Origin of the sequence: Pseudonocardia nematodicida, assembly GCF_040105385.1 — a bacterium.
GTDB classification, from domain to species: domain Bacteria; phylum Actinomycetota; class Actinomycetes; order Mycobacteriales; family Pseudonocardiaceae; genus Pseudonocardia; species Pseudonocardia nematodicida.
The window spans coordinates 270,821-296,211 of the sequence record NZ_JBEDNQ010000005.1 but is presented as its reverse complement, the minus strand read 5'-3'; the positions used below and the strand labels follow the sequence as shown (position 1 = coordinate 296,211).

Here is a 25,391-nt window from a genome sequence, read left to right as displayed (position 1 = left end):
GCAGTGCGGCAGGTGGAAGTGCGCGATCAGCACCCAGCTCGACGCCAGATTAGGGCACGACGGTCAGTCGACTTGTAACGCGTTTATGCCCTACCTCGTTCGGAAAAGAAGCATTGGGTGTCCGGGCTGTCGCTATGCGGAACAATTCGATTGGAACCCGGCACTCGTTCGCTAGTGAGTAATCAGTAATGCCGACCTGATCTAGCACCTCTACGGCCCGCGGCAGAAGCGATGGCTGCTCGATGAGAACCGATCTTCCCGGCTCCTGCCGTCTCCATCCGCGAGCTGAAACAGTCGTCATTGCGGTCTTGTAAGCCTGTTCGGTCATGACCCCGAGGCGACGTGCTCGAAAAAGTAGTGCCTGTATACTGACTCCCCACTCTTCCTTTAAGACTTGTAAGTGACGCCAATCGGCGCGATCGGGAAGATGTGAGCGCACCTCGGACTCGGGAAGTAGAAACTCGGCCGCGAACCGGTTCGCCTGCTCCTCGGCGTCTCGACTGCCCGGCTCGGCGTCAGCGTGCATAACTAAGTGGCCCAGCTCGTGGGCAACGTCCCAGCGCTGACGGTAGTAGTCGTCTTTTGTGGGGTTCAGCAGGATTATGGGCCGAGAGTCCGAGCTGAATGAGTATGCGTCGATTGCTGAGATCTGGCGACTAGTGAATGCGAGGAAAATGCCCTTGTTCTCGAGCAGTCTGACGATGTGACCAGCTGGCCCTGTCGTCATTTCCCATGCTGAGCGAACGAGTCTGGCAGCCTCCTGTGGTTCGTCAACCTCCCAGGAGTCAAGGTCGACAGACCGGGTCGGTAGATCGAGAGTGGGGAACTCGACGTGTCGCTCCAGAGATGAAACGATCTCGATCACCATTAGGCCGTAGGCTCGTGCACTGTCCCGGGCGATCTGCGTGGTGGATCGGAGCGATCGAAAATGGGGCGCACTCGCGGCTTGAAGTTCGCCGCTGGAGGGCAGGAAGAAATCCGGATCGATGCCGAGTGCCATTGCGAGCTGGGCCACTGTGGCTGCTGCGGGCCGCTTTCGACCACTTTCATAAGCCGTGATCGATGTAGGAGTCTTGTCGATCTTCTCGGCCAGTTGGTTCTTGCGCAATCCAGCAAGCTGACGAGCCAAAGTAAGTCGCTCGCCATCGAACAGTCTTGCCGCGTCTTGAGCGCGATCACGACCCTGAGTCACGGCTTCTTCTTCTGCTGTGGCTGCTTCCGAAGCGTCACAGGCGCATCGTTAACAGTGCTGGCTGCGGGCGCGTCGGTGGGCCTGGGTGCGCTGTAGCCACGACCGAGGTGACGCGGGTCCCAGTCGTCGAGTCGGACAAGCCAGTGCCACGAGCCGTGATCGTCTCGATCCGAGAGCCGTGGACGCCCGAGGAATCCTTCGAACTGGCCCGAGGTGATGTCCACCGTGTGCATAACTACGAGATTGTGAGGGTCCTCGCTAGTGCGAAGCGCTCGCCAGGCCGCCACGATGGGGTCGTCCTCGGAGCCGGTGAACAAGTCAGGGCCCTCGAGGAACGGCTCCTGGGCGACGCGGCGCTTGGTCGGACGAGCCTGCCGCCAGTCAAACTCCTCGACCCGGCCGAACATTGCTGAGCTCATGAGCCACCGCCACTGCCCCAGGCGCCACGCAGGGGAGAGGTTCAGGTTGTCACGCCCCACCGTGAGCGGCCGAAGGTCGGGCATGGAGCGGTACTCGAACTCGGAGATGCCTGCTTGGACCAGGTCTGCCCCGAGGACCGGGGAGGATTCGTCCACCGCGAAGCCCTCGCAGCTGAAGACTCGATCTTGCATGTTGAGCATGAGCTTGTGACCGCTGTATCCCACCCAGCCTTGATCATGACCAGCCTCCGGGCGGAAGTCCGCCATCACGCCCCGGTAGGCGGCCCAACCGCACCACGACAGCGCATCAAGAACACCGGCACGGCCCAGGTCGCTGATCGCATCAGCCTGCTCACTCACGTGCGTCAGGCTATCAGATGACCAACTTTGCGTCTGAAACTGAACCACGGTGCCGAGATTCGCGTGTCGGATGAACCTCGGGTGCGTGGTCCTCGGCTGTGCGGAGGAGAACGGCCGGCCTGTGCCTGTCAGCCGATCGACAGGCGGCGGACCCGGATCGAGTCGTCCCCGATGACCACGATGCTGCCCGGCCTGAGGTCCTCGTCGACCTGGGGAAGGTTCGCGACCAGGATGCCCGCGAGTTCGCGGACGCGGCGCCCGACGATACGGCGGACCAGCACGACGGAAGGCCCTGGCTCGTGTGATGCGGCGAGGAGCGCCCCGAAGTCGGTGTCGGCGCTGACGAGGACTCGGTGGTCGCGGCGGGCGGTGGAGAGGACGTCGTCGTCGCCGGCAGCCGCAGCCGGAGCGATCCCACGTCGACGATGCCCCAACCCTCCATGATCAGAATTTCGGCAAGCCAAGGGAGAGGTTGTTGTCGAGCAACAGCCTCATGCAGAGGGGTGCAGCGGGAGAGTGTGCTCGCGCATCGCCTCGGCGGCGTAGCGCATTGCTTCGGCGATGTCGTTGGGCGTGAGGTCCGGAAGGTCCTGGCGGATCTCGTTGGTGCTCATGCCGTCGGCAACTATGGAGAGGACGGCCGCGACCGGAATTCGCAGGCCGCGCACCGTCTGGACGCCGCCCATCAGGGCGGGGTCCACCATGATCCGCTCGAACGTCATGCGCCGATGATACGGCGGTCTGCGCACCTGGCACAGCGTGTTGGTCTGCGTCGAACACAGGCCGAAGCTCGAGCCCTCGGTCATCCCGCAACGGCCCTGGCGCCACATCGCGGAATGGCAGGTTCGCCCGGTCGAGGCAGAGGATTGCCTCGGTCTCATCGAGTCGCCGGGCATGCAGACCTTCGTAGGACCGAATCGCGCCGATGTTGGTGCGCAGCACCCACCACTCTGCTGGACGCCACTCCATGTGGGGAGGCTAGGAGCTGGACCGAACTTGAGGTCCAGTCCGTGGGGGCCGCAGATTCTCGACCGTCCCCCTCGGTCGGAGATCGTCGATGCCGATGCGCAGCGGCGGCCGGACGCGGACGCGGGCCGGACGGTCCGTGGTCGCGTCGCAGTTCAGGACCGGTGCGGCAGCGCTCTGTGATCCGCTCCGCTCGGTTCGGTTTCGCGGCGGCACGAGTCCTATCGTCGGACCCGTGACCGAGGGATTCCGCATCATCTGCGAGATCGAGCCGCCGACGAAGCCCGATCTGAAGCACGCCCGCCACCAGATCGGTGTGCTGAGCCCGGTGTCGGACTCGTTCCTCATACCCGACAACCACATCGGTCGGGCCACGGTGTCGAGCATCGCGGTGGCGAACGAGGTCCGGGCCGTGGGCGGACGCAGCATCGCCTGCGTCAACTCGCGTGACCGCAACCTGCTCGGCTTCCGGCGGGACCTCCTGACCGCCGCGGCCTACGGAGTCGATCAGTTCCTCTTCGTGCACGGCGACAAGCCGTCGGCGGGCGACCGGACCGGCGAGCTGACGGTGCGGGCCATGATCGAGGAGGCTCGCGCGGCCACCGGTCAGGATCCGTTCGCGGGGGTCGAGCCCTTCCGGCTCGGGGTGGCCGCTGGTCATCATCGCCGGATGGCAGCCTGGAAGCAGGCCGCCGACTTCGTCTTCGTCCAGGTCGGCTACTCCGTCGACGCCTTCCTGCGGTGGCGCGAGGCCAATCCGACCGACCTGCCCGTCTACGCCGGTGTCATGGTTCTCGCGAGTGCCGGGATGGCGACGAGACTGCGGGCGTCCATCCCCGACATCGAGATCCCGGACGAGCTCGTCGACCGCGTCGCGGGCAGTCCGGCCGCGGGTGTCGACGCGGCGTGCGAGCAGATCCAGGCGTTGCGCGACACCGGAGCCTTCGCCGGGGTGCACCTGGTCCCCGTGAGCCGCTTCCGCGAAGTGGCGGCGCAACTCGAACGGCAGCGCTAGCGCTCCGGGGCCATGCCTGCCGGTGCCGCACCGATGAGTCGGCGGCCTCGTGCTGGTCCCCACGTTCGTCCAGGTCACGTCGGCCGGGGCGGCGACTCACGAGGAGACCGCGATGAGCGCACCGATCACCCACGTCCTCGATCACACCTTCACCGGCACCCTGCAGAAGAGCGAGGCACCGGGCGGGTGGACGTACCTGCGCACCGACTGGTCCGCCGAGTTCTTCGGCACCCGGGGCCTGGTCACGGTGCGCGGCACGGTCGACGGCCACCCGTTCCGGAGTTCCTTCATGGCGCTGGGGGACGGTACGCACAAGCTGCCGGTCGCCGCCGCAGTCCGGGCGGCCATCGGCAAGCAGGCAGGCGACACCGTCGTCGTCCATCTCGACGAACGTCTGGGGCGTCGGTAGTCCCGCACCGGCCACTGTGGTCCTGACGGCAGGCGCGCGCCTCATTCACCGGCGTCCAGTACCAGTGGCCGGGCTCCGACGCCGTCCTCGGCGACCGACAGGACCCCGCACTCCGACGCGGCCGCGGGGTCGACGTCCATCGAGCCGGCCGTCGGCCGATCGCGCCGGACCCGGTCGGTCGTAGCGCCGCCATCGCGATCGGCGGGAGACTCCCCGTCCCCGGTGCCGTCGTCGCGAGGAGCTGCTCGTGGGAGTTGAAGCGCGTCTCGCCGATCTCGGCCTGGCCCTGCCGCCGGTCCTCGCGGCGGAGGCCCCGGTCAGGATCCCCTTCGAGTGGGCCAGGGTCGTCGGGGACCGGGTTCTCCTCAGTGGACACGGAGCGCTCGACCCGGAAGGACGCCCGTGCCCGCCGTTCGGTCGGGTCCCGGGCGAGGTCCCGCTGGAGGACGCCCAGGCCTCGGCACGACGCGCGGGACTGGCGTTGATCGCCTCGCTGCGCCGGGCCATCGGTGACCTCGACCGCGTGCAGGCGTGGACGATGGTCAACGGGTTCGTGAACGCCGATCCGGGATACGGGCAGACCACCGCGGTGCTGAATCCACTCTCGGATCTCCTGCTCGACGTGTTCGGCGACGTCGGACAGCACGCCCGCACGGCGATCGGGGTCGGGGCCCTGCCGCTGAACCTGCCGGTCATCGCCTCGGCGGAAGTGGTGATCGCCGCGGTGACCGACCCGGACCCGCCGTGGGGCATCGATCAACGTGACCGGTAGGCGTCTCGACGATGAGCGACGACCACCACGGTGACGATGAGCTTGTTGTCGTGGACCCCGTACAGCGCCCGGTATTCGCCCCGTCGGGTGCTCCGCGGGCCGTCGAGCGGTGCATCGAGCTGCTTACCCAGCCGGTGCGGGTTCTCTGCCACCGGCCCAGTCAGGTGTTCGAACATCGCTTGCGCTGCGACTGGTGGTAACCGGTTCATCCCGCGCCGAGCAGCCGGCGTGAACACCACCTGATAGGCAGCGGGCGAGGTCACTGCTGCCCGGCGCGTCGCTCCAGGTCCGCAGCCACTGCATCGGCGGAGACCACCCGGCCCTCGAGCATCTCGTCCAGGCCGGCCCGAAGATCCTCGAGGAGATCGGTGTCCGACAACACCTCGATCGTCTCGCGCAGCCGCTCGATCTCCCCGGACGGCACGACGTCCGCGACATGCTGCCCGTGCGCAAGCACCGCCACGGTCTCCCCGTCCTGGGCGCGGCGCACAGCCTGCTCCCACGAGGCTGCCTGCTGGCCGACCGCGTGCAGAGCATCGGCCGAGACGCTGGCCGGCTGCTCGCTCATGCGGTCGAGAGTAGGCGGACGGTGCCGCCCGGCGTACCCCCTCGACCACTCCGGCCGTCTTCCGGGACGTCGTGCGAAAGGAGATCACTTCGGAGTGGTGGCGGTGGAGCGATGAGTCCCGCCGTCCTCGTCGGTCGACCGACCAGGACCCGCGATCACGCGATCCCACGAGGAGGCGCCATGCCCCGCACCCGGGTGCACAACCTGAACATCTCGCTCGACGGCTACGCGGCCGGCGAGTACGTCACCCTCGACGCCCCGATCGGCGATGCCGGGCGGCTCTTCGCGGGGTTCGACGGGCGGTTCATCCACGGGATCGACAAGGCGGACGCGCCCGTCACCCTCGACCGGGTCCTGACCAGTACCTGGGCCCAGGGGATCGGCGCCGAGATCATGGGACGGCGCAAGTTCGGCCCGCAGACCGGCGACTGGCCCGACGACGGCTGGCGGGGCTGGTGGGGCGACGAGCCACCCTTCCTCACACCGGTGTTCGTCATGACCCACCACCCGCGCCCGCCGATCGAGTTCGCCAACGGGACGAGCTTCCACTTCGTCGGCGGGGCGCCGCGGGAGGTGCTCGGGCTGGCCCAGGAGGCCGCCGGGGACCTGGACGTCCGGCTCGGCGGAGGTCCCTCGACGATCCGCCAGTTCCTCGACGCCGACCTGGTCGACGTCATGCACCTGGTGATCAAGCCCGTCACGCTCGGGCGAGGGGTCTCGCTGTGGGAGGGGCTGAGCGGAGTCGAGGACCGCTTCACCGTCGAGACGATCGCCTCGCCGAGTGGTCTCACCCATCAGCTCTGGAACAGGAACGTCCCGGCCTGACCTACCTCCGCACGCGGAAGCGGAGCATCGTCACCGGGCCCGCCTGCCTGTTGTCGAACGGCTCGAGGTCGATCCGGCCGATGGCCGACGTCGAGAACCGCACGCCGTCGCCGAGCAGCAGCGGCAGTACGTAGACCAGGATCTCGTCGACGAGCCCGCGTCGCAGGCACTGACCGGCCAGGTCGGCACCGAGGATCTCGAGGTTCTTCCCGCCGGCGGCGGCGCGGGCGGTGGCGACCGCGTCGTCGAGGTCGCCGCTGAGGAACGTCACCCCGGGATCCGGCTCGGCAGGCGGCCGGTGCGTCAGGACGAACACCGGGCCGCCGTCGTAGCTGGTGTCCTCGTCGGACATCCGTTTGCCGACCTCGTACGTCCTCCGGCCGACGAGCATCGCACCGGTGGCCGCCATGATCTCGGGGAACGCGTACTCCGTCCCGGTCTCGACGACCCAGCCCATCGCGTCGCCGGGACCGGCGACGAATCCGTCCAGCGACATCGCCCGGTTCACGACGACCAGGCCGGCGCCGGTATCCGCATCACTCATGCCGGCCATGACCCCGCGGACGACACGAACTCATCGGTGCCCGGAATGAACACGGCCGTACCGGGGTTGGTCGCCGCGTCGGGGTGGACACCCACGAGTGCGGAGGCGAGCCCGTCGTGAGCGAGAAGGATTTCCAGCGCAACAAGGACACCGTGCAGGCGTTCTACGACCTGATGTTCAACCGCTGCCGGCCGGCCGAGGCGATCGAGCGCTACGCCGGGGCGACCTACACCCAGCACAACGTGCACGTCGCCGACGGCAAGCGGGCCTTCATCGACTACTTCGAGCGGATGGCCGCCGAGTACCCGGGCAAGCACGTGCGGTTCGTCCGGGTGATCGCCGAGGGCGACCTCGTCGTCCTGCACTGCCACCAGACGTGGCCGGGGAGCGACGACTACGCCGGGATCGACATCTTCCGGCTGGACGGCGACGGCAAGGTCGTCGAGCACTGGGACGTCCTGCAGGTCGTCCCGGCCACCTCGGCCAACGGGAACGGAATGTTCTAGCAGCGACGAGGTGTCGGGATGGCGTGGTCACAGCCGGTCGGTGATCGGCGCGAGGATCGCCTCGACCTCGGCGTATCCCGGCTCGCCGGGCCGGCGGGCCCGCTCGGAACGGCAGAGCTCGAGCGGCGTCCGCCCGTCACCGTCCCGCAGGTTCGGATCCGCGCCGTGGTCGAGCAGCCGGCGCACCGCGGCCGGCCGGGAGAGCGCGTCCCGCAGCGGATGCCCGCCCCAGCGCTCGCCGACCGCGTCGACCGGGGTTCCGGCCTCGACCAGCCGGTCGATGACCGGGAGGCGTTCGTGGCGTGCGGCCATCACGAGGGCGCGGATCCGATCAGCCGGGTCGGTGTCCTCGTCGAGCCATCCGCCGACGTCACCGGCGGCGGCCGCCATCGCGATCCCGGCGGGCCGGGCGCCGGCCGCGACCAGGACGTCGACGACGCGGGTCATGCCGAACACCGCGGCGTGGTCGAGCGCCGTTCCCCCGGGAACGGCTCCCTGGCCGGCGGCCACGGCGTGAACGTCTGCGCCCGCGTCGATCAGGACCCGGGCCACCGCGGGATCGCCGTAGCTCGCCGCGGTGATCAGCGGCGTCTCGGTGCCGCCGGGCTCGCCCCCGACCGGAGCCCCGGCGGCGAGCAACACGCGAGCGAGGCCGTCGGCACCCGGCACGTCGCGCCAGACCTCATCGGCGGTGTCGTAGCGCATCATCGCCACGTAGCTCAGCGGTGCCGCGCTCAGCGGATGGTCGCACCAGTGCCGCATCGGGGCCGTCGCCTGCGCGGGGTCGTTCCTGATCAGCGTGACCAGGGCGTCGACGTCGACGGCGTCGAGCACGGCACGGCGCCCGACCTCGGCCTCGAGCTGCGGCCAGTCGTCGAAGCCGTACTCGCGGGCCAGCGCCAGCCGCGCAGTGTCCGGCGTCGGGTCCTCGGTCGTCGCCACGGCCCGGATCCGGGCCCGGGCCGCGGTGTCCCCGGCCCGGCAGGCTCGGAGCAGCTCGGACGCCTGGCGGCGCAGCTGGTCGAGAGTCGCACGCGGCAGGAGAAAGGCCATGACGAAATTGTGCCGCGCCGGTCGTCACTCGTCCTCGATCGCCGCGGTGACCCGCTCGGCGAACTCCTCGATCTCCACCGGGGTCCCGCGCGGCGCTCCGGTCCACATCGGAGAGTCGTCCCAGGCGATGTCGTCGGGCGTCCCGGCGTGCCGGACGAACACGTGCTGGTGCACGTGCGCGATCCGGCGTCCGACGATCGCGGTGAACACGCCGTCGGCGTCGAGGAGCCGGCGTAGCGCCCGGGCCGAGAGCCACGCCGCCTCGGCGACGGAGCCGACCTCCTGTTCGGTCATGAGATCCCAGGTGGCGACGTGCCGGCGGGGCTCGACGAGCAGGTAGCCGAGCACACCGAGGCCGTCCGGCCCGGCGGGCTGGTGGGTGACCAGGACGGTGCCGGTCGTCCACACGAGCGGCCCCGCCAGCGGACCGCGGCCACGGTGCTTCTCGCAGATCGCGCAGTCGGTATCGGACACCGGGTCATCATCGTCCGGTCGGACCGCCGGTGTAGGCGTCGGAACAAGAAATCGCGGCCGATGCGCGTGCGTCGGTCTGCGCGGGGGTACCGGAGCCGTGTGGGTGTCCTGCTCGGCGACGAGACGGTGCGGCTGCGCTACGAGCGCCGTCGCGGGCTGGCGACATGACCGACGTCGTCCTGCTGCACGGGACCACCCAGACCGCGGCCGGTTTCGACCGGCTCGCCGCCGAGCTGCGCGCCCGCGGCCACCGGCCGCTGACGGTCACCGTGCCCGAGGGGACGGCGCGCACGGCGGCCGGGATCGCCGACGCGATGACCGCGGGTCTGCCGGCCGACCTGCTCCGGCCCGTCGTCGCGGCGCACTCGGGTTCCGGGGTGCTGCTGCCCGAACTGGCCGCCCGGCTCGACGCGCGGCACCAGGTCTGGATCGCCGCCGCCGTCGCCGACCACGCGGGTCGCCGGAGCCTGCTCGAGGAGATCCGCGCAGATCCCACCGCGGTCTTCCGTCCGGAGTGGATCGGGACCGACCCGACGTCCGATCCGGTCCTGGCGACCTACTTCCTGTTCCACGACGCCGATCTGGCGACCCTGCGCGAGGTGCTGTCCACAGTGCACCGGTGCGACCTGTCGGACGTGTTCGCCGAGGTGCCCCGGATCGACCCGGCGGCCCGGCCCTCGACCTACATCCGCCCGGCCGGTGACCGGTCGCTCGACGCCGGGTGGATGGAGCGCGTCGCCCACGATCGCCTCGGTGTCGAGCCGACCGTGCTCGACGGCGGGCACAACCTGTACGTCGCCCACCCCGCTGCCGTCGCGGACGTCGTCGACCGCGCGGCCCGGCGATGACTCCGCTGCCCGGCCGCGGTCGGTACTGGGACCGGACGAACCGAGCACACCCCCGAGGGAGCCACACCGATGATCACGTCGACCACGCCTCTGCCGTCCCGGCCGATCGTCGGCATGTACTCGTTCCGTACCGCCGATCCGCGCTCGCTGGGCGCGTTCTGGGCCGCACTCATGGACCTTCCGGTCTCCGAGCACTCCACCGACGACCTGGTCATGCTCGACTTCGAGCACGCGGTCGCCCCGCAGACCTGGCTGTTCCAGCGCGACGACGCCGGTCCCGCCACCCACCCGCGGATCGGCCTCGACCTCGGCACCGAGGATCCCGAGCACTGGCGCGCACTCGCCGACCGTGCCGAGGAGCTCGGTGCGGCGCTTCGCTCGGACAACGAGCTGGGCGGTGTCCGGTGGATCGAGATGGACGACCCGGACGGCAACCCGTTCCGGGTGTTCGGCCCGCGACCGGCGTGATCACGAGCCGGGGTGCTGCGGCGTGCCCTGGTGGAAGACCAGCCGCCAGCGACCGTCGGCGCGGCACCAGATCGAGCTCCGCAGCGTCGCCCCGCGGTCGTCGCGGGTCCGGTAGGTGAGCAGCACCGCGTCGCCGGACAGCCGGACGGCGCCGAGCACGGTCATCTCCGGCGCGGGGTGGTCGGCCGTCGCCAGCATCTCCACGGTCGAGGCCCGGTCCCACTCCCGGCCGGAGGATCCGAACTCGTGGAACCGCGGATCGAGCAGCTCCTCGACGACGGCGCGGTCGCGCCGCGTGGCGGGCTCCTGCAGCCGGCGCTCGAGGGTCACGAGCTCGTCCACGTCCTCGGTGTCCACATCGGAAGCGTTGTCCACAGCTCCGGTGTGGACAACCTGGACGACCTCAGAACAGGTCGTGCCGGGCCGGCATCCGCAGCTCGTCCGGCGAGCCCGGGCCCGCGTCGAAGGCCCCGGCGAACCGGTGGAACGCGGCCACCAGGTGCCGGCGCATCGCGTCCTCGGCCGCGTCGGCGTCGCAGGCCGCGATCGCGGCCAGGATCTCCCGGTGCTCGGTGACCGTGGCGGTCCCGTCGGTGTCGGGGGAGTAGAGCCGGAACGCGTGCAGGTGGCCGTGCGTGCCGTCGTAGGCCTGCCGGGCCACGCGGTTGCCGACCGCGGCCAGGATCGTGCCGTGGAACCGGGTGTCGTGGGTGAGCAGCAGGTGCCGGACGTCGTCCACACCGGACGCCTCGGCCTCGAACCGGTCGACCTCCCGTCCCAGGTCGTGGGCGGGGTTGGCGAGCCGGTTGACGGCCGCGGCTCGGACCGCCCACAGGTCGACGAGCAGCCGGAACTCGAACAGCTCCCGCAGGTCGTCGAGGTCGAGCAGGGCTGTGGTGCGGTAGCCGCGCGCGGCCGTCCGGACCACCAGGTGGTCGCCCTCCAGCAGCCGGATCGCCTCGCGGACCGGGGTCTGGGAGACGCCCAGCTCGCGGGCGAGCGCGTCGAGGTTGATCCGCTCGCCCGGCGCGATCCGGTTCTCCAGGATCAGCGTGCGGATCCGTTCGTAGACCGCGGCGGTCGTCCCGCCCGCGGTCGGCTCCCCGGTCATCCGGTTCCCCGGTCGATCAGGCCCGCGCGGCGGACCGGCACCGGTCGAGGTAGTCGACCAGTGCACCGATCCCGAACTCCCACGGGGACAGTGTCCCGGTCGGCGCGACCTCGTTCGCGAGCGTCCCCAGCTGCGGGCTCGAGATCGTGACGACGTCACCGGACCGGTGGGTGAACCCGAGTCCCGGATCGCCGCGGTCCTGCGTGGGGGTGAACAGCGTGCCGGTGTAGAGCACGAAGCCGTCCGGGTACTGGTGGTGCTCCCCGTGCGCGGCGGCGATCAGGCGCTCGAAGGTGCGGCTGAGCCGGGCGACGTCGTTGACGTCGTCGAGCACGAAGCCGTCGGTGCCCTCGACGCGCAGGGAGATGCGCATCGCGGCGGCGTCGGCCGCGGTGAATCGGTCGTCGAAGAGCCGCACGAACGGGCCGAGCGCGCTGGAGGCGTTGTTGTCCTTGGCCATGCCGAGCAGCAGCGCGCTGCGGCCCTCGACGTCGCGCAGGTTGACGTCGTTGCCCAGCGTCGCCCCGCGGGCGCGTCCCCGGGAGTCGACGACGAGCACCAGCTCGGGCTCCGGGTTGTTCCACGTCGAGAACTCCGGCACCCCGACCCGCATCCCGTACCCGACCGACGCCAGCACCGGGGCCTTGGTGAACACCTCCGGGTCGGGGCCGATCCCGACCTCCAGGTACTGCGACCACAGCCCGCGCTGCTGCAGCACCTCCTTGACCCGTGCGGCGTCGTCGGAGCCCGGCACGATCCGTCCGATGTCGACACCGCCGAGGGCGTCGTCGACCTCCGCGCGCACCTGCGCGGCGCGGGCCGGGTCGCCGCCGCACCGCTCCTCGATCACCCGCTCCACCATGGACCCGGCGAAGGTGACCCCGCAGGCCTTGACCGCCTGCAGGTCGACCGGGGCGAGCAGGTGCGGCGCGTCCCCCCGGCGTCGCTCCGACGCCTCCAGGATCTCGTCGAGGTCCCAGCGGGCCGGGCCGGCGGCGACCGCGGCGGCGACGTCGGCGGCGGGGGTCTCCAGCAGCCGCGACACGGTGGGTGCGGCGTCGAACAGGTCGACGACGGCGTCGTCGCGCACCCCGACCGGGCGCGGACCGCCGGTGGCCGGGTCCCACACCCGTCCGACCAGCAGGGCGTCGACGGCGTCGTCGGGCAGGACCCCGGTCACGTGAGCGCCCGCGTGTCGCGACCGGTGCCGGCGTGCAGCGCGCCGGACGCGGCGAGCTCGCGCCACCCGGGCCCGTCCGGGAACTCCCAGCGGTCGAGAGACTCCTCGTGCATCCGGGCCCCGTTGCCGGGAGCGGTGGGGGCGAGGTACCGCCCGTCGCGGACGACGACCGGGTCGGCGAAGTGCTCGTGCAGGTGGTCGACGTACTCGATCGCCCGGTCCGCGGTCGTCCCGCTGACCGCGGCGTGGTCGAAGAACGAGAAGTGCTGCACCAGCTCGCACAGCCCGACCCCGCCGGCGTGCGGGCACACCGGGACGCCGAAGCGGGCGGCGAGCAGGATGTTCGCGACGTTCTCGTTCACCCCGGCCACCCGGGTCGAGTCGATCTGCATGACGTCGATCGCCCCGGCCTGCAGCAGCTGCTTGAACACGATCCGGTTCGCGACCGCCTCGCCGGTCGCGACCTTCACCGGCGCGACGCCCTGCCGGATCCGGGCGTGCCCCAGGATGTCGTCGGTGCTGGTCGGCTCCTCGATCCACCACGGCCGGTACTCGGCGAGCGCGCTCACCCGCTCGATCGCCTCGTCGACCTCCCAGCGCTGGTTCGCGTCCACCGCGATCCGGACGTCGTCGCCGACCGCCTCGCGGGCCAGCCGCATCCGGCGCCGGTCGTCGTCGGGATCGCCGCCGACCTTCAGCTTGATCAGTCCGAAGCCGTCGTCGACGGCCTCCCGGCAGAGCCGGACCAGCTTCTCGTCGCTGTAGCCGAGCCAGCCGGGCGAGGTGGTGTAGGCGGCGTAGCCGTCCCGGCGGAGCTCCGATATCCGCTGGTCACGGCCCTGGCGCGCGGAGGTGAGCAGAGCAAGGGCATCCTCGGGGGTGAGCGCGTCGCGGATGTGGGTGAAGTCGACGACGTCGACCAGCCCGGCCGGCTCCATCGTGGACAGCAGCTCCCACAGCGGCAGTCCGGCCCGGCGTGCCTTCAGGTCCCACAGCGCGTTGACCAGCCCGCCGCAGGCCATGTGCGAGACGCCCTTCTCCGGGCCGAGCCAGCGCAGCTGTGAGTCGTGCACCAGCCGCCGCGACGCCGCGCCGAGGTCGTCGAGATCGACGTCCTGGCCGACGAGCAGCGCGCCGTAGCTCTGCAGCGCGTGCACGACCAGCTCGTTGCCGCGCCCGGCGGTGAAGACCAGGCCGTGCCCGGCCTCGCCGCTGTCGAGGGTGACGGTGACGTAGGCGGCCGAGTAGTCGGGGTCGACGTTGACCGCGTCGGAACCGTCGAGGTCGATGGACGTCGGGAACCGGACGTCCCGGGTCCGGACGGACGTGACGACGGGCATGGGTGTCCTTTCTGGAGAGGGCTATTCGACGAAGCCGAGTACGGCGGGCAGCCAGGTGGTGAGCACCGGGAAGAAGGTGATGATCGCCAGCACCACGACCATCGCCCCGTAGAACGGCAGCAGCCCGCGGATGATCGTCGGGATCGGTGTGCGGGTGACACCGGCCAGTACGAACAGCACCAGCCCGATCGGTGGCGTCAGCAGCCCGACCATCAGGTTGAAGATCACCACAGCGGCGAAGTGCAGCGGGTCGATCCCGAAGATCACCGCCACCGGGGCGAGCACCGGGACCAGGATCAGGATCGCGGCGGTCGGCTCGAGGATCGCGCCGACGACGAACAGCAGCAGGTTGACCAGGATCAGGAAGACGATCGGGTGGTCGGTCAGCGTGAAGATCAGTTCGGCGGCGAGCTGTGGCGCGCGTTCCCGGGCCAGCACCCAGCCGAACAACGCCGCCGACGCGACGATGACCAGGACCGACCCCGAGGTCTCGACGGTCTGCAGCAGCGTCCGGTAGGCCCGCCGCCAGTCCAGCGACCGGTAGACCAGCGCGAGCACCAGCAGGTAGAGCACGCCGACGCCGGACGCCTCGGTCGGCGTGAAGATGCCGGACAGGATCCCGCCGAGGATGATCACCGCGGCGCCCGCCGCCGGCAGCGCGCCCAGCGCCGCGCGCCCGCGCTCCGACCACGGGACTCCCGGTTCCCGCAGGTCGCTGCGCTTCCGCAGGATCCACCACGACGTCGCGCACAGCGCGATGATGAGCAGCACCGCCGGCACGATCCCGGTCATGAACAGCGCGCCGACCGACACTCCGGCGGTGACCGCGTAGATGATCGCCGGGATGCTCGGCGGGATCAGCGGGGCGATCAGCGAGGACGCGCCGGTCAACCCGACGCTGAACGCCCGCGGGTACCCGCGGGACACCATCGCCGGGACCTGCACCCGCCCCATCGCGGCCGCGTCGGCGATCGCGGCCCCGCTCATCCAGGAGAACCCGAAGCTGGAGGCGATGTTGACGTAGGCGAGTCCCCCGCGGATCCGGCCGAGCAGCGCGGTGGCGGCGTCGAAGATCCGGTCGGTGATGCCCGAGGCGTTCGCCAGGTTCCCGAGCAGGATGAACATCGGGACGGCGAGGATCGGGAAACTGTTGACGCCGGAGATCGTCTGCTGCACCGCGATGCCGAGCGAGGCCGTCGGGTCCAGGAGCACGTAGACCAGAGAGGGCACCAGCAACGCGAGCGCCACCGGGACGCGCAGCAGCAGGAGCAGGACCAGCGCGATGATCATCAGGGCGAGGGTCACGGCGCGTTCCTTCCGGTGGTGCCGGCGGTGAGGGTGTCGACGGCGCCGGGCATCTCCTCCGGGTGACGGATCGCGAGCCAGGTGTTGAGCACGCCGTGCAGGAACAGCAGCCCGAACCCGGCGACGGCCGCGGAGTACACGACGGTCAGCGGCAGCGACGTGGCCGGAGCCAGCAGCGCGACGCTGCCCGCCGCGAAGCCCGCGCCGGCGATCGCCATCGTCGCGGACGTGACGAGGACGACGAGGGCGGCGAACACGTCGACCGCCCGCGACCCGCGGGCGCCGAGCCGGTCCACCAGAAGGTCGACCACGATGTGCAGCCTCCGGGACATCACGTAGCCCGCCGCGACGAAGGTCAGCCAGACGAGCAGGAAGCGGGCGATCTCCTCGGTCCAGCTCAGCGGCGTGCCGAACACGTAGCGGGTGACGACCTGCAGCAGCACCGCGGCGAGCACGCCGAGCAGCAGCGCGCACGCCACGGCTCGTTCGACGTTCACCAGCAACCGGTAGGCGCGGCTGTTCCGTTCCAGGAGGTCGGGTGCCTCGGGAGCGTCCTCGGTCTCCGGCGGGTGGGCGCTCGCGGTCATCGCTCCTCCCGCAGCTCGGTGTAGAGGTCGCCCCACGCGACCCGCTCCGGGATCTGTTCGTGCGCCTGCCGGGCGAACGCGGCGGTGTCGACCGGGTTGACCGTGATCGAACCGTCCTGCTGCCAGGCCTCGACCTGCTCCCGCTCCTCGCGCAGGACGCACTCCCGGGTCGCCGCGCTCCCGGCGGCCGCGGCCTCGTCGAGCCGGTCGCGCTGCTCGGGGTCGAGCGCGGAGTTGATCTCGTCGTTGGTCACCAGGTGGACGGCCTGCACGATGTGCCCGGTGAGGTTCAGGTACTGCTGGACCTCGTCGAAGCCTGCGGAGGCGATCGTCGGGACCGGGTTCTCCTGGGCGTCGAGCGTGCCCTGCTGCAGGGCGAGGTAGACCTCGCCGAGTGCCATCGGCGTCGCGGTGCCGCCCATCACCGCGGTGTTGATCAGATAGAGCGGCGCGTCCGGGGTCCGCAGCTTCAGGCCCGCGAAGTCGGCGGGTGCGCTGATCGGCCGGTTCGAGGTCGTGTGCCGGGTGCCGTAGTAGATGCTCGAGAGCACCCGCATCCCGCTGCGCTCACGGAAGTCCTCGTGCACGCCGGCGATCACGTCCCCCTCGACGGCGGCGGTGAACCCCTCGACGGTGTCGAACAGGTACGCGGCGTCGAGCACGGCGGCCGGGTCGTGCCAGACGCCGAGGAAGGACGGACCGGCGATGGTGAGGTCCAGCCCGCCCGCGGCGACCTGCTCGAGCGACTCGGCCTCGGTGCCGAGCTGGGCCGACGGGTAGGCCTCGACGGTGATGCCGCTGCCGAGCAGCACCTCCTGCATGGCCGGGACGCCGCAGGCGTTGACCGGGTGGACGGACTCGTAGGCGTTGGCCAGCCGGAGCACGGTGTCGCCCGGCTCGCCCGGCGCGGTGGGGATCTCCGAGGCGTCGATCCGCCCGCCGAACCCGCAGCCCGCCAGGAGCAGCAGTGCCGCCAGCGCGGCCACCACCCGTCCCCGCCGGTTCCTGCGCGGCCCCGGTGGGCCGGTGTCCCGTTCGACCATGTGGTGCTCCTCCGAACTCCGTTGTCCGTCAGGGGTGGTGGTGCCAGCGCTGCAGCCGGTCCAGTCCGAGCGTGTCGGCGAGTCCGTCCAGCGCGTCGGCGGTCGAGTCGCTCAGGGCGACGACGTCGGTGGCCGCGCCGGCGCGGGCACGCTCGGGATCGCCGGGCGCGTGCACGGTCCCGCCGGGTGGCGCGGTGGCGCGCACCGCGGACTGCAGGCCCGCGACACGCGCCTCGGTGTGTTCCCGCCCGGTGAAGGCGGCGGTGTCGATCGCGACGAGCAGGTGGCCCGCGTTCATCCGCGAGCTCGGGTCGGCCCAGATGTCGACGGTCTCGTGGGCGTACCCGGCGGTGCTCAGCGACGCGGCCAGCGCCTCGAGCAGGACCGCGAGCCCGGAGCCCTTCGCTCCACCGAACGGCAGCAGCGCCCCGCTCAGGGCCGCGGCGGGGTCGGTGGTCGGCACGCCGTCGGCGTCGACCGCCCAGCCCTCGGGGATCGGCTCGCCCTCGTTGCGAGCGGCGACGATCTTGCCGTAGGCGCCGGTGCTGGTGGCCATGTCGACGGTGAGCGGATGTGCCCCGGCGCTCGGGACGGCGACGGTCAGCGGGTTGGTCCCGAGCAGTGGGCGGGCCCCGCCGAAGGGAGCGACGGACGGTCCGGTGGTCGAGGTGAGCAGGCCGACCATGCCGCGGTCGGTGAGCCGGTCGGTCCAGTAGGCACCCGCGCCGTAGTGCGCACTGTTCTGGACGGCGACGACGGCGACCCCGTGCTGGTCGGCGAGCCGGTCGGCCCGGTCGACCGCGGCGGCCATCGCGACCTGGCCGAGTCCGCCGCCGGCGTCGAGGACGGCGGTGGCGCCGTGCCCGGCGGTCCAGCGCAGGTCCGGCGTCGCCGCGATCCCGCCCGCGCGCAGCGCCTCGACGTAGATCGGGAGACGCAGCATCCCGTGCGATCCGATGCCGCGACGGTCGGCGGCCACCAGGGAGTCGGCGACGAGCCCGGCGTCGTGGTCGGACACGCCGACGGCGGCCAGCGCGCGCCGGCCGAAGTCGACCACGTCGGGAACAGGACGCATCGTCGCACCTTCCCTATAGGAACCGGACCGAACGTATAGGCCGGACCCGCCGGGCGGCAAGGGACGATCAGCGTGGGCGGTAGCGGTACCGGGTGAGCCGGAGGCACCAGACGAGGGTTCCCGCGACCACCGGCCCCACGACGGTCCGGTCGGCGGTCACGGCGCCGCCGTTCACGACACCGGGGCGAGCCGGTCCAGCGCGGCGCGCAACGTCCGGCGGGCGCGGTCGAGCGGGGCCCCGTGCAGGACGACGTCGTGACTCAGGCCCGAGGTCAGCATCATCAGCGCGTAGCCGTCGGTGTCCGGGTCCGGGGAACCGGCGGCACGCACGACGGAGACGGCCAGGGCGAGGATCTCGTCGTCCCCGTCGGTCAGGATCGCCCGGGCGCGCTCGTCGACCTCCCGGGTCGCGAACGCGGCGTGGATCCGGATCGCGTCCCGGGTCTCCGGATGCTCACCGAGGAGCTCGTCGAGGATCGTCGCGAGGACGTCGCGGTCGGTCCCGCCCGTCGCCGTCGCCCGGGTCTCGATCCGTGTCTCCATCCGCTGGTGCGAGCGCGCGAGGGCGTGCAGCAGCAGCTCGTCCTTCCCGGTGAAGTAGTGCTGCACCCGGCCCATCGAGACGCCCGCCTCGGCGGCCACCGAGCGCAGCGACACCCCCTCGGTGCCGGCCCGGGCGACGAGCGCGAGCACCGCGTCGGCGATCTCCGCGCGGCGGGCCGTGTGGTCGGCGGATCGGGGCATGGCCGCACCGTAGCAATGCGATCGCATTGACAAGAACCGGGACCGAGTGTTGCGATGCGATCGCATTGCAACGAAGGGAGACATCGTGGACGCCAGAGCGCTGCAGGGTGCGGTCGGTTTCGTCGGGATCACGCTGGGCGTGCTCCCGCTGGTCCAGTACCTGGTCACCGGCCGGATCGGCCTGTGGCGATTCGTCGTCGGTGCGGAACCGCCGGTGCCGTGGCTCTACCCGGTGCTGGTGCTCGTGGTCGCGGTGGCGCTTCTCGCGGTGCTGCACCGCCGGGAGCGCGACGGCGGGTGAGCCCGCCCCGGTGCCGCCTCAGCCCCCGGGGCGTTCCGCCCGCTCCGCGAGCATCCGCTCGGTCGCGGCCCGCACCTCGGACTCCGGCACCTCCGCCGCGCCCTCGGCGGTCACCGTGATGACGTTCGGGAAGATCGACCGCGTCAGGTCCGGCCCACCGGTGGCGGTGTCGTCGTCGGCGGCGTCCCACAGCGCGTTGACGGCCAGCGAGACCGCGCCGTCCCGGTCGACGCCGGGGGAGTGCCGCTTCTTCAGCGCCGCCTCGGCGAACCACGAGCCCGATCCGATGCTCGCGTAGCCGGACCGGTCGCGGGCGATGCTGCCGGAGGCATCGAAGGTGACGATCCGGCCCGGGTCGGGGTCGGCCGGGTCGTAGTCGACGTAGAGCGGCAGCGCGACGAAGCCCTCCATCGCCGCGGGCAGGTTCTCCCGGACCACCGCGGACAGCCGGCGGATCTTGCCGTCCTGGCTGATCGGGGCGCCCTCGATCTTCTCGTACTGCTCCACCTCGGCGGCGAAGAGCTCGAGCATCCGCAGCGCGTGCCCGACCGACCCGGCGAACCCGGCGGCCGACGTCGCGTCCAGCACGACCACCTTCACCAGGTCCTTCTGCGCGATCACGTTCCCCTGCGTCGCGCGGCGGTCCCCGGCGAGCAGCACCCCGCCGTCGAAGGTCAGCGCGACGATCGTCGTGCCGTGCGGGGTGCGCAGGTCGGTCCGTACCCGCTGGGCCGGGTCGCGGGGGAGCGCGGCCGGCAGCGCCTCGGGTGCGTGCGCGCGCAGGTGGTCCAGGAAAGACATGCGGGGAGCGTGCTCCTTCGGGGCCGTCGCCGGTGGTCGGAGACCGATCCTTCCCTCCCCGGCGCCCGCGGTCCAGCGCGCGGCCGCCCGGCGAGATCCCGGGGCGCGCACACTGGGCGGGTGGATGCGCGCGCACGGGCCCGGGACTTCTGCGAGCGGTACGGGCTGGGGGCGCCCGTCCTGGAGGCGCCGATGGCCGGCGCCTGCCCGCCGGAGCTGGCGGCCGAGGTCGTCGCCGCGGGCGGGATGGGCGCCGCGGGCGTGGTCAACGACCCGCCGGAGACCATCGCGTCCTGGGCCCGCCGGTTCCGCGATCTCGCCGGCGACGCGCCGTTCCAGCTCAACCTGTGGGTCCCCGACCCACCCGCGGAGTCCGGTGACGAGCGGGCGGTCGCCGCGTTCCTGGATCGGCTCGGCGGACGCGCGACGGACACCGCGGGCGCGGGACCGGAGTACGCGGCCCAGCAGCAGGCGGTGCTCGACGCCCGCCCCACGGTCGCGTCGTCGATCATGGGCCTGTTCGACGAGGCCTTCGTCACAGCGCTGCACGACGCCGGCGTCGCCTGGTTCGCCTGCGCCACCACGCTCGACGAGGCGCTCGCCGCGCAGCGGGCGGGTGCCGACGCCGTCGTCGCGCAGGGGATCGAGGCGGGCGGGCACCGCGGCACGGCGGACCCGGGCCTCGCCACGCGGACCGGAGTGGGGACGTTCGCCCTCGTCCCGGCGCTGGCCGACGCGCTGTCGATCCCGGTCGTCGCCGCCGGCGGGGTCGCCGACGGGCGGGCGCTGGCCGCGGCGCTGACCCTCGGGGCGAGCGCCGTCCAGATCGGGACGACGTTGCTGCGCACCCCCGAGGCCGGGGTGGACGACGGCTGGGCGGCGTCGCTGGACGGTCTCCCGCCGGAGCGGCCGGTGCTGACCCGCGCCTACACCGGGCGGCCGGCCCGTGCGGTGCCGACCGGCTACGTCCGGGCCTGGGACGACCCGCACGCGCCGGACCCGGCGCCCTACCCACAGCAGCGACGCCTGGTCGCCCGCTACCGGGCCGGCGAGCCGGGCGCGGTGGACCGGGTCAACCACTGGGCCGGTCAGGCGGCGGGACGGGCGACGGCCGATCCGGCCCGTGAGGTCGTGGCGCGGATGTGGCGGGAGGCCGGCGCGCTCCTCCCCTGAGTCCTTTCCTGAGGAGCAGGCGCCGCCCGCTACTCGACCATGTCGTCGAACTCGCCCTTCTTGGCGCCGTCGACGAACGCGGAGATCTCCTCCGGGGTGTAGACGAGCACCGGGCCGTCGGGGTCCGCACCGCTGCGGACGGCCACCTGCCCGTCGTCCAGCACGGCGAACTCCAGGCCGGGAGCGCCGCCGCCGGTCGCCCGCCGCCACCGCACCGGGCCCAGTTCGGCCGCGCGGGTTCCGTTCGGGTGAGACATCCGGACCTCCGATGTGGACGAATCGACTGCGGAGAGTGTCGGTCGACTGTGCATCTGATCTTGCATCCGCAACCGGCATTCGCGACGATGGAGACTAGCCAGTGCGAAGGAGACTCCAGGATGTGCCGGACGACGCACCGATCTGCTTCCCGTGGGTCCTCGTCGTGACGACCGGGCGGAGTAGTCGGGCCGACGAACCCGACGTCCTCACATTGACGTCGGTCATCGACAACCGTGCACACAAAGTAACTGACACGGAACTGTGTGCTCCGCACGCGTCGCACACCGGGCGCTTCGCCGCGCTCTGCGGGCACCTGGTGGCCCCGGCGCCGCTCGTGGAGGCCGACGGTGCTCCGTGCGGGCGGTGCGTGCAGCTGGCCCCCTCGGCCGTCGTCACGGCCCAGCGGGACCGGCGCAGCCGGCGTCCGGGGCTGTGGCGCGGCCTTCCCGCCTGACCCGATCCGGCCCGCCGGCGATCCGGGCCCCCGCTCGCGATCCGGGTCAGCGGGCCAGCCGGTCGGGGTCGGGCTGCTCGCGGCGGCGCAGCGGGCCACGGGTGCGGCGTTCCAGGAAGCGCCGGCCGGCCTGGGCCGACCGGCTCAGCACGTTCGGCCCACGCCGGCGCTCGATCGCCTCACCGATCCGCCCGAGGACCCAGGCGAGCAGCGGTGCCCCCACGGCCAGCAGCAGCCAGACCCGCAGGTGACGGGACAGCAGTGCCCACATCCTCGGACTCCTCTCGGCGACCCGGTGTCGACCGGGGGCGGCCCGCGCAATCTAGTACGGCGCCGCCCGTCCCGCCCGGCGCGCGAGGGTGACCCCGGCGACGTCCGCTCGTTGATCTCCGGAGGAGCGTCCGGTGCCCCCGCCGGTCGCCCGGGCAACGAGGAGGTGGACCCGTGTTCGCTCCGGGTTCGGGCGCGGTTACCACCGCTGTCGCCGTCGCACTGCTGCTGGTCGTCCTGCTCGCCGTCCCGGCCGGGCGCCGGGGCCTGCGGGCGGTGTTCGCCGCGGTCGGGCGCTGGCCCGCGCACATCCGGTCCGAGCTGCGTGGTCAGGCCCCGCTCGGAGCCGGCGACGCCCGCACCGGTGCTGCGCCGGATACGACCACGCCGGACACGACCACGCCGGACACGACCACGCCGGAGATGACCAGGCCGGAGATGACCACGCCGGAGATCCCGGCCGTGCGGGACGAGCCGCTGCCGCCCACCCGCGGGATGCCCCAGGTGAGCCGCTCCGGTCGCTGACCCGGACGCGATCTTCGCCACCGGTCTGTCCCCGCGGGAGGAGTAGGCGGTAAATTTTCTTTTACCGGCGGGAACCCCTGGCGGCCCCGTGGCGTTGCCATACTGCGAGGGCTTGCCGAGGGTGAGCCCCGCACACGTTCCGCCGAGGAGGATCCAGGTGCGCTCCACGAGCAACCCGGCGTTCCGCAACCTGCCCACCCAGGGGCAGGGCGGCTACGCCACGTTCGGCAGCTCGGGAGGCGGCATGATGGGCGGAGCTTCCGCCTACGCCGGCTCCCAGACGTCGAGTGTCGACCCGAACCAGGTCCAGGAGACCGGGCGCCCGATCACGGTCGACGACATCGTCCAGAAGACCGCGATCAGCGGTGGTCTCGCGCTCGTCGCCGGCCTGCTGACCGTGATGTCGGGGATGACCTGGCTGGCGCTGCCGGCGTTCGTCGTCGGCATCGTGGTGGCGCTGATCGTCATCTTCAAGCAGAAGCCCAGCGCACCGCTGACGCTGACCTACTCCGGTGCCATGGGTGTCGCGCTCGGCGGCATCACCGCGCCGATCAACGCCATGTACCCGGGGATCGCCTTCCAGGCGCTCATCGGTACCGCGGGTGTCTTTTTCGGCATGCTGGTCGTCTACAAGACCGGCGCCGTCAAGGTCACGCCCAGGTTCCAGAAGTGGATGATGGGCGCGATGATCGGCGTCGTCGTCCTGATGATCTCGAACCTGGTCGCGAGCTTCTTCACCGAGGGCGGCTTCGGTCTCCGTGACGGTGGTCCGCTGGCCATCCTGTTCAGCATCGTCGTGATCGGCGTCGCCGCGTTCAGCCTGCTGATGGACTTCGACGCGGCCGACAACGCCGTCAAGGCCGGTGTCCCGGAGAAGTACTCCTGGTACATCGCGTTCGGCCTGATGACCACCCTGGTCTGGCTCTACATCGAGATCCTGCGCCTGCTCAGCTACCTGCGCGGCGACTGATCCGAGAAGACGACGACGCCGCGGACACCGCCTCCGGTGCCCGCGGCGTCGTCGTCGTATTTCTCCGGTACCGTCTCTCCTGTGCCCGGGAACGACCCGGTCGCGGCCGGGGTCGCCGTCTTCGCGGCCATCGCACTGGGTCCCGCGGTACTGCTGTGGCTGTTGTTGCGCGTGCCCGGGGTCGTCCGGCGGATCGCCGAGGCGTACCGGCGGCGCCGTCCACCGCCGCCCGCGCCGACCGGCCCGCCGCTGGAACGGCTCGTCGCCGACCTGCGCCGGCTGGACCGGCAGCGGCGCGGCCCGCCCCCGCACACCCGTACACAGCGGGTCGCGGTCCTGGCCGCCTACGACGACGTGCTGCTCGCCACCTGCCGGGCGGCCGGCGTCGAGGACCCGCCGCTGCGGCCCTACGTCGAGCGCGGGGGCACCGCGGGGGCGCTGGACGCCGACCGCGACCTGGCCCGGTTGCGCACCGAGGCCGAGCTCGAGGCGGCCGGGATCAGGATCGACCCGCCCCCGGCCGCCGCCTGAGACCCGTTACGACAGGCGCTCCAGCACCATCGCCATGCCCTGTCCACCGCCGACGCACATCGTCTCCAGCCCGTAGCGGCCGTCGCGGGCGCGCAGGCCGTTGAGCAGGGTGGCGGTGATCCGGGCGCCGGTCATGCCGAACGGGTGGCCGAGCGCGATCGCACCGCCGTGCACGTTCAGCTTCTCCTCGTCGATGCCCAGGTCGCGGGCGCTGGGCAGGACCTGCGCCGCGAACGCCTCGTTGATCTCGACCAGGTCGATGTCGTCGATGGTCAGCCCGGCCCGGGCCAGTGCCTGCGTCGAGGCCTCGACCGGCCCGTAGCCCATGATCTCCGGGGACAGCCCGGTGACGCCGGTCGAGACGACCCGGGCCAGCGGGGTGATCCCCAGCTGCTCGGCCCTCGTGTCGGACATGATCACCAGCGCCGCCGCGCCGTCGTTCAGCGGACAGGCGTTGCCGGCGGTGATCCGGCCGTCCGGCCGGAAGACCGGCTTGAGCTCGGAGACCTTCTCGTAGGTGGTGCCCGGCCGGGGCCCGTCGTCGGTGTCGACGACCGAGCCGTCGGGCAGCGTCACCGGCGCGATCTCGCGGGCGAAGAAGCCGTCGGCGATCGCGGCCTCGGCCCGGTTCTGCGAGCGCACCGCGAACCGGTCCATGTCCTCGCGGGAGACGTTCTTGTGCAGGGCCAGGTTCTCGGCGGTCTGGCCCATCGCGATGTAGGCGTCGGGCAGCAGGTCCTTCTCGCGCGGGTCGGTCCAGGAGCCGGCGCCGGTCTCCGCGGTCTCGGCGGTGCGGGCCTCGGCCTCGGCGAACAGCGGGTTACGGGTGTCCGGCAGCGAGTCCGAGGTGCCTTTCCCGAACCGGGACACCGTCTCCACGCCGGCCGAGACGAACACGTCGCCCTCGCCCGCCTTGATGGCGTGCAGCGCCATCCGGGTCGTCTGCAGTGACGACGAACAGTACCGGTTGACCGTCGTGCCGGGGAGCCCGTCGTAGCCCAGCTGGATCGCGACGATCCGGGCGAGGTTGTGTCCCTGCTCACCGCCGGGCAGCCCGCAGCCGAGCATCAGGTCGTCGATCTCGGCGGGGTCCAGGGCCGGAACCTGGTCCAGCGCCGCGCGCACCATCTGCACGGTCAGGTCGTCCGGGCGCATGCCGGCCAGCGAGCCCTTGTTCGCGCGGCCGATCGGGGACCGGGCCGCGGCGACGATCACGGCTTCGGGCATCGACGTCCTCCTCCATCGCAGGATGTGTCCGGGCGACACTACTCAGCGGTAGGCGCGATTCCGGTCGTGCGTGACGA

General features: G+C 71.7%; 34 protein-coding genes. 12 read left to right on the top strand and 22 right to left on the bottom strand.

What is annotated here, in order from left to right:
* Positions 1 to 49 precede the first annotated feature (49 nt).
* The 4 genes from WIS52_RS14425 to WIS52_RS14410 form a co-directional block, all read right to left on the bottom strand.
* Positions 50 to 1,192, bottom strand: coding sequence for an XRE family transcriptional regulator (locus WIS52_RS14425; protein ID WP_349298740.1), 1,143 nt, complete (start codon positions 1,190 to 1,192; stop codon positions 50 to 52).
* Positions 1,189 to 1,971: a hypothetical protein gene (locus WIS52_RS14420; RefSeq protein ID WP_349298739.1), complete on the bottom strand. Its 783-nt coding sequence runs from the start codon at positions 1,969 to 1,971 to the stop codon at positions 1,189 to 1,191. The genes WIS52_RS14425 and WIS52_RS14420 overlap by 4 nt, the downstream gene beginning before the upstream one ends.
* Before the next feature lie 128 nt (positions 1,972 to 2,099).
* The gene (locus tag WIS52_RS14415; protein WP_349298738.1) at positions 2,100 to 2,405 is read right to left on the bottom strand and encodes a DUF5615 family PIN-like protein; all 306 of its coding nucleotides are present in this window, start codon (positions 2,403 to 2,405) and stop codon (positions 2,100 to 2,102) included.
* Positions 2,406 to 2,462: 57 nt separating this feature from the next.
* Positions 2,463 to 2,693: a DUF433 domain-containing protein gene (locus WIS52_RS14410; RefSeq protein WP_349298737.1), complete on the bottom strand. Its 231-nt coding sequence runs from the start codon at positions 2,691 to 2,693 to the stop codon at positions 2,463 to 2,465.
* Between the two features lie 383 nt (positions 2,694 to 3,076).
* On the opposite strand from WIS52_RS14410, the gene WIS52_RS14405 reads away from it, so the two are divergent.
* From WIS52_RS14405 to WIS52_RS14395, 3 genes are all read left to right on the top strand, one after another.
* Positions 3,077 to 3,952 (top strand): methylenetetrahydrofolate reductase, encoded by an 876-nt coding sequence (locus WIS52_RS14405; RefSeq protein ID WP_349298736.1) that lies wholly within the window; start codon positions 3,077 to 3,079, stop codon positions 3,950 to 3,952.
* Positions 3,953 to 4,064: 112 nt separating this feature from the next.
* Positions 4,065 to 4,361: a DUF1905 domain-containing protein gene (locus tag WIS52_RS14400; RefSeq protein ID WP_349298735.1), complete on the top strand. Its 297-nt coding sequence runs from the start codon at positions 4,065 to 4,067 to the stop codon at positions 4,359 to 4,361.
* Between the two features lie 247 nt (positions 4,362 to 4,608).
* Entirely contained in the window at positions 4,609 to 5,133 is a 525-nt protein-coding gene (locus tag WIS52_RS14395; RefSeq protein ID WP_349298734.1) for a RidA family protein, read from the top strand.
* Here WIS52_RS14395 and WIS52_RS14390 read toward each other — a convergent pair.
* Positions 5,118 to 5,396 (bottom strand): type II toxin-antitoxin system RelE family toxin, encoded by a 279-nt coding sequence (locus WIS52_RS14390; protein WP_349298733.1) that lies wholly within the window; start codon positions 5,394 to 5,396, stop codon positions 5,118 to 5,120. The genes WIS52_RS14395 and WIS52_RS14390 overlap by 16 nt on opposite strands.
* The gene (locus WIS52_RS14385) at positions 5,393 to 5,701 is read right to left on the bottom strand and encodes a hypothetical protein (protein ID WP_349298732.1); all 309 of its coding nucleotides are present in this window, start codon (positions 5,699 to 5,701) and stop codon (positions 5,393 to 5,395) included. Before WIS52_RS14385 ends, WIS52_RS14390 begins: the two co-directional genes overlap by 4 nt.
* Before the next feature lie 180 nt (positions 5,702 to 5,881).
* On the opposite strand from WIS52_RS14385, the gene WIS52_RS14380 reads away from it, so the two are divergent.
* Positions 5,882 to 6,526, top strand: a complete 645-nt coding sequence (locus WIS52_RS14380; RefSeq protein ID WP_349298731.1) for a dihydrofolate reductase family protein — start codon at positions 5,882 to 5,884, stop codon at positions 6,524 to 6,526.
* Between the two features lies 1 nt (position 6,527).
* On the opposite strand, the gene WIS52_RS14375 is transcribed toward WIS52_RS14380, so the two are convergent.
* Positions 6,528 to 7,070, bottom strand: coding sequence for a dihydrofolate reductase family protein (locus WIS52_RS14375; protein ID WP_349298730.1), 543 nt, complete (start codon positions 7,068 to 7,070; stop codon positions 6,528 to 6,530).
* Positions 7,071 to 7,186: 116 nt separating this feature from the next.
* Here WIS52_RS14375 and WIS52_RS14370 point away from each other — a divergent pair, with 116 nt between their 5' ends.
* Positions 7,187 to 7,576 (top strand): nuclear transport factor 2 family protein, encoded by a 390-nt coding sequence (locus WIS52_RS14370; RefSeq protein ID WP_349298729.1) that lies wholly within the window; start codon positions 7,187 to 7,189, stop codon positions 7,574 to 7,576.
* A 27-nt stretch (positions 7,577 to 7,603) separates the two neighbouring features.
* On the opposite strand, the gene WIS52_RS14365 is transcribed toward WIS52_RS14370, so the two are convergent.
* Positions 7,604 to 8,629, bottom strand: coding sequence for an ankyrin repeat domain-containing protein (locus WIS52_RS14365; protein ID WP_349298728.1), 1,026 nt, complete (start codon positions 8,627 to 8,629; stop codon positions 7,604 to 7,606).
* A gap of 24 nt (positions 8,630 to 8,653) precedes the next feature.
* A complete protein-coding gene (locus WIS52_RS14360; protein ID WP_349298727.1) occupies positions 8,654 to 9,103 on the bottom strand; it encodes an HIT family protein in 450 nt (149 codons plus the stop codon).
* A 164-nt stretch (positions 9,104 to 9,267) separates the two neighbouring features.
* On the opposite strand from WIS52_RS14360, the gene WIS52_RS14355 reads away from it, so the two are divergent.
* Entirely contained in the window at positions 9,268 to 9,951 is a 684-nt protein-coding gene (locus tag WIS52_RS14355; protein WP_349298726.1) for an alpha/beta fold hydrolase, read from the top strand.
* Between the two features lie 69 nt (positions 9,952 to 10,020).
* On the top strand, positions 10,021 to 10,419 hold the full coding sequence (locus WIS52_RS14350; protein WP_349298725.1) for a VOC family protein: 399 nt from the start codon (positions 10,021 to 10,023) through the stop codon (positions 10,417 to 10,419).
* On the opposite strand, the gene WIS52_RS14345 is transcribed toward WIS52_RS14350, so the two are convergent.
* The 9 genes from WIS52_RS14345 to WIS52_RS14305 all read right to left on the bottom strand — a co-directional run bounded on the left by WIS52_RS14345 (position 10,420) and on the right by WIS52_RS14305 (position 18,804).
* Entirely contained in the window at positions 10,420 to 10,794 is a 375-nt protein-coding gene (locus WIS52_RS14345) for a nuclear transport factor 2 family protein (protein ID WP_349298724.1), read from the bottom strand.
* 28 nt (positions 10,795 to 10,822) lie between these two features.
* Positions 10,823 to 11,530 (bottom strand): GntR family transcriptional regulator, encoded by a 708-nt coding sequence (locus tag WIS52_RS14340; protein ID WP_349298723.1) that lies wholly within the window; start codon positions 11,528 to 11,530, stop codon positions 10,823 to 10,825.
* A 16-nt stretch (positions 11,531 to 11,546) separates the two neighbouring features.
* Entirely contained in the window at positions 11,547 to 12,710 is a 1,164-nt protein-coding gene (locus WIS52_RS14335) for a fumarylacetoacetate hydrolase family protein (RefSeq protein ID WP_349298722.1), read from the bottom strand.
* Entirely contained in the window at positions 12,707 to 14,050 is a 1,344-nt protein-coding gene (locus WIS52_RS14330) for an enolase C-terminal domain-like protein (RefSeq protein ID WP_349298721.1), read from the bottom strand. Before WIS52_RS14330 ends, WIS52_RS14335 begins: the two co-directional genes overlap by 4 nt.
* 21 nt (positions 14,051 to 14,071) lie before the next feature.
* Positions 14,072 to 15,355 carry a TRAP transporter large permease gene (locus tag WIS52_RS14325; RefSeq protein ID WP_349298720.1) on the bottom strand — a complete coding sequence of 428 codons (1,284 nt, stop codon included), beginning with the start codon at positions 15,353 to 15,355 and terminating at the stop codon, positions 14,072 to 14,074.
* Positions 15,352 to 15,942 carry a TRAP transporter small permease gene (locus tag WIS52_RS14320; protein WP_349298719.1) on the bottom strand — a complete coding sequence of 197 codons (591 nt, stop codon included), beginning with the start codon at positions 15,940 to 15,942 and terminating at the stop codon, positions 15,352 to 15,354. The genes WIS52_RS14325 and WIS52_RS14320 overlap by 4 nt, the downstream gene beginning before the upstream one ends.
* Positions 15,939 to 16,985 carry a TRAP transporter substrate-binding protein DctP gene (gene dctP / locus WIS52_RS14315; protein WP_349298718.1) on the bottom strand — a complete coding sequence of 349 codons (1,047 nt, stop codon included), beginning with the start codon at positions 16,983 to 16,985 and terminating at the stop codon, positions 15,939 to 15,941. Before dctP ends, WIS52_RS14320 begins: the two co-directional genes overlap by 4 nt.
* 28 nt (positions 16,986 to 17,013) lie before the next feature.
* A complete protein-coding gene (locus WIS52_RS14310) occupies positions 17,014 to 18,060 on the bottom strand; it encodes an Ldh family oxidoreductase (protein ID WP_349298717.1) in 1,047 nt (348 codons plus the stop codon).
* 171 nt (positions 18,061 to 18,231) lie between these two features.
* Complete coding sequence (locus WIS52_RS14305) at positions 18,232 to 18,804, bottom strand: TetR/AcrR family transcriptional regulator (protein ID WP_349298716.1); 573 nt, start codon at positions 18,802 to 18,804, stop codon at positions 18,232 to 18,234.
* Positions 18,805 to 18,889: 85 nt separating this feature from the next.
* Between WIS52_RS14305 and WIS52_RS14300 the strand changes: the two genes are divergently transcribed.
* On the top strand, positions 18,890 to 19,105 hold the full coding sequence (locus WIS52_RS14300; RefSeq protein WP_349298715.1) for a hypothetical protein: 216 nt from the start codon (positions 18,890 to 18,892) through the stop codon (positions 19,103 to 19,105).
* A gap of 18 nt (positions 19,106 to 19,123) precedes the next feature.
* Here WIS52_RS14300 and prcB read toward each other — a convergent pair whose 3' ends face one another.
* Entirely contained in the window at positions 19,124 to 19,906 is a 783-nt protein-coding gene (gene prcB / locus WIS52_RS14295; protein ID WP_349298714.1) for a proteasome subunit beta, read from the bottom strand.
* Positions 19,907 to 20,026: 120 nt separating this feature from the next.
* Between prcB and WIS52_RS14290 the strand changes: the two genes are divergently transcribed.
* Complete coding sequence (locus WIS52_RS14290; protein ID WP_349298713.1) at positions 20,027 to 21,079, top strand: NAD(P)H-dependent flavin oxidoreductase; 1,053 nt, start codon at positions 20,027 to 20,029, stop codon at positions 21,077 to 21,079.
* Positions 21,080 to 21,108: 29 nt separating this feature from the next.
* Here the strand turns inward: WIS52_RS14290 and WIS52_RS14285 are convergent, their stop codons facing one another.
* Entirely contained in the window at positions 21,109 to 21,336 is a 228-nt protein-coding gene (locus tag WIS52_RS14285; protein ID WP_349298712.1) for a DUF397 domain-containing protein, read from the bottom strand.
* Positions 21,337 to 21,837: 501 nt separating this feature from the next.
* On the bottom strand, positions 21,838 to 22,062 hold the full coding sequence (locus WIS52_RS14280; RefSeq protein ID WP_349298711.1) for a hypothetical protein: 225 nt from the start codon (positions 22,060 to 22,062) through the stop codon (positions 21,838 to 21,840).
* A 173-nt stretch (positions 22,063 to 22,235) separates the two neighbouring features.
* Here WIS52_RS14280 and WIS52_RS14275 point away from each other — a divergent pair, with 173 nt between their 5' ends.
* From WIS52_RS14275 to WIS52_RS14265, 3 genes are all read left to right on the top strand, one after another.
* Positions 22,236 to 22,586, top strand: coding sequence for a hypothetical protein (locus tag WIS52_RS14275; protein ID WP_349298710.1), 351 nt, complete (start codon positions 22,236 to 22,238; stop codon positions 22,584 to 22,586).
* 157 nt (positions 22,587 to 22,743) lie between these two features.
* A complete protein-coding gene (locus WIS52_RS14270; RefSeq protein ID WP_349298709.1) occupies positions 22,744 to 23,556 on the top strand; it encodes a Bax inhibitor-1/YccA family protein in 813 nt (270 codons plus the stop codon).
* A gap of 81 nt (positions 23,557 to 23,637) precedes the next feature.
* Positions 23,638 to 24,087, top strand: a complete 450-nt coding sequence (locus tag WIS52_RS14265) for a hypothetical protein (RefSeq protein ID WP_349298708.1) — start codon at positions 23,638 to 23,640, stop codon at positions 24,085 to 24,087.
* Positions 24,088 to 24,093: 6 nt separating this feature from the next.
* Here the strand turns inward: WIS52_RS14265 and WIS52_RS14260 are convergent, their stop codons facing one another.
* Positions 24,094 to 25,314: an acetyl-CoA C-acetyltransferase gene (locus WIS52_RS14260; RefSeq protein ID WP_349298707.1), complete on the bottom strand. Its 1,221-nt coding sequence runs from the start codon at positions 25,312 to 25,314 to the stop codon at positions 24,094 to 24,096.
* Positions 25,315 to 25,391 lie beyond the last annotated feature (77 nt).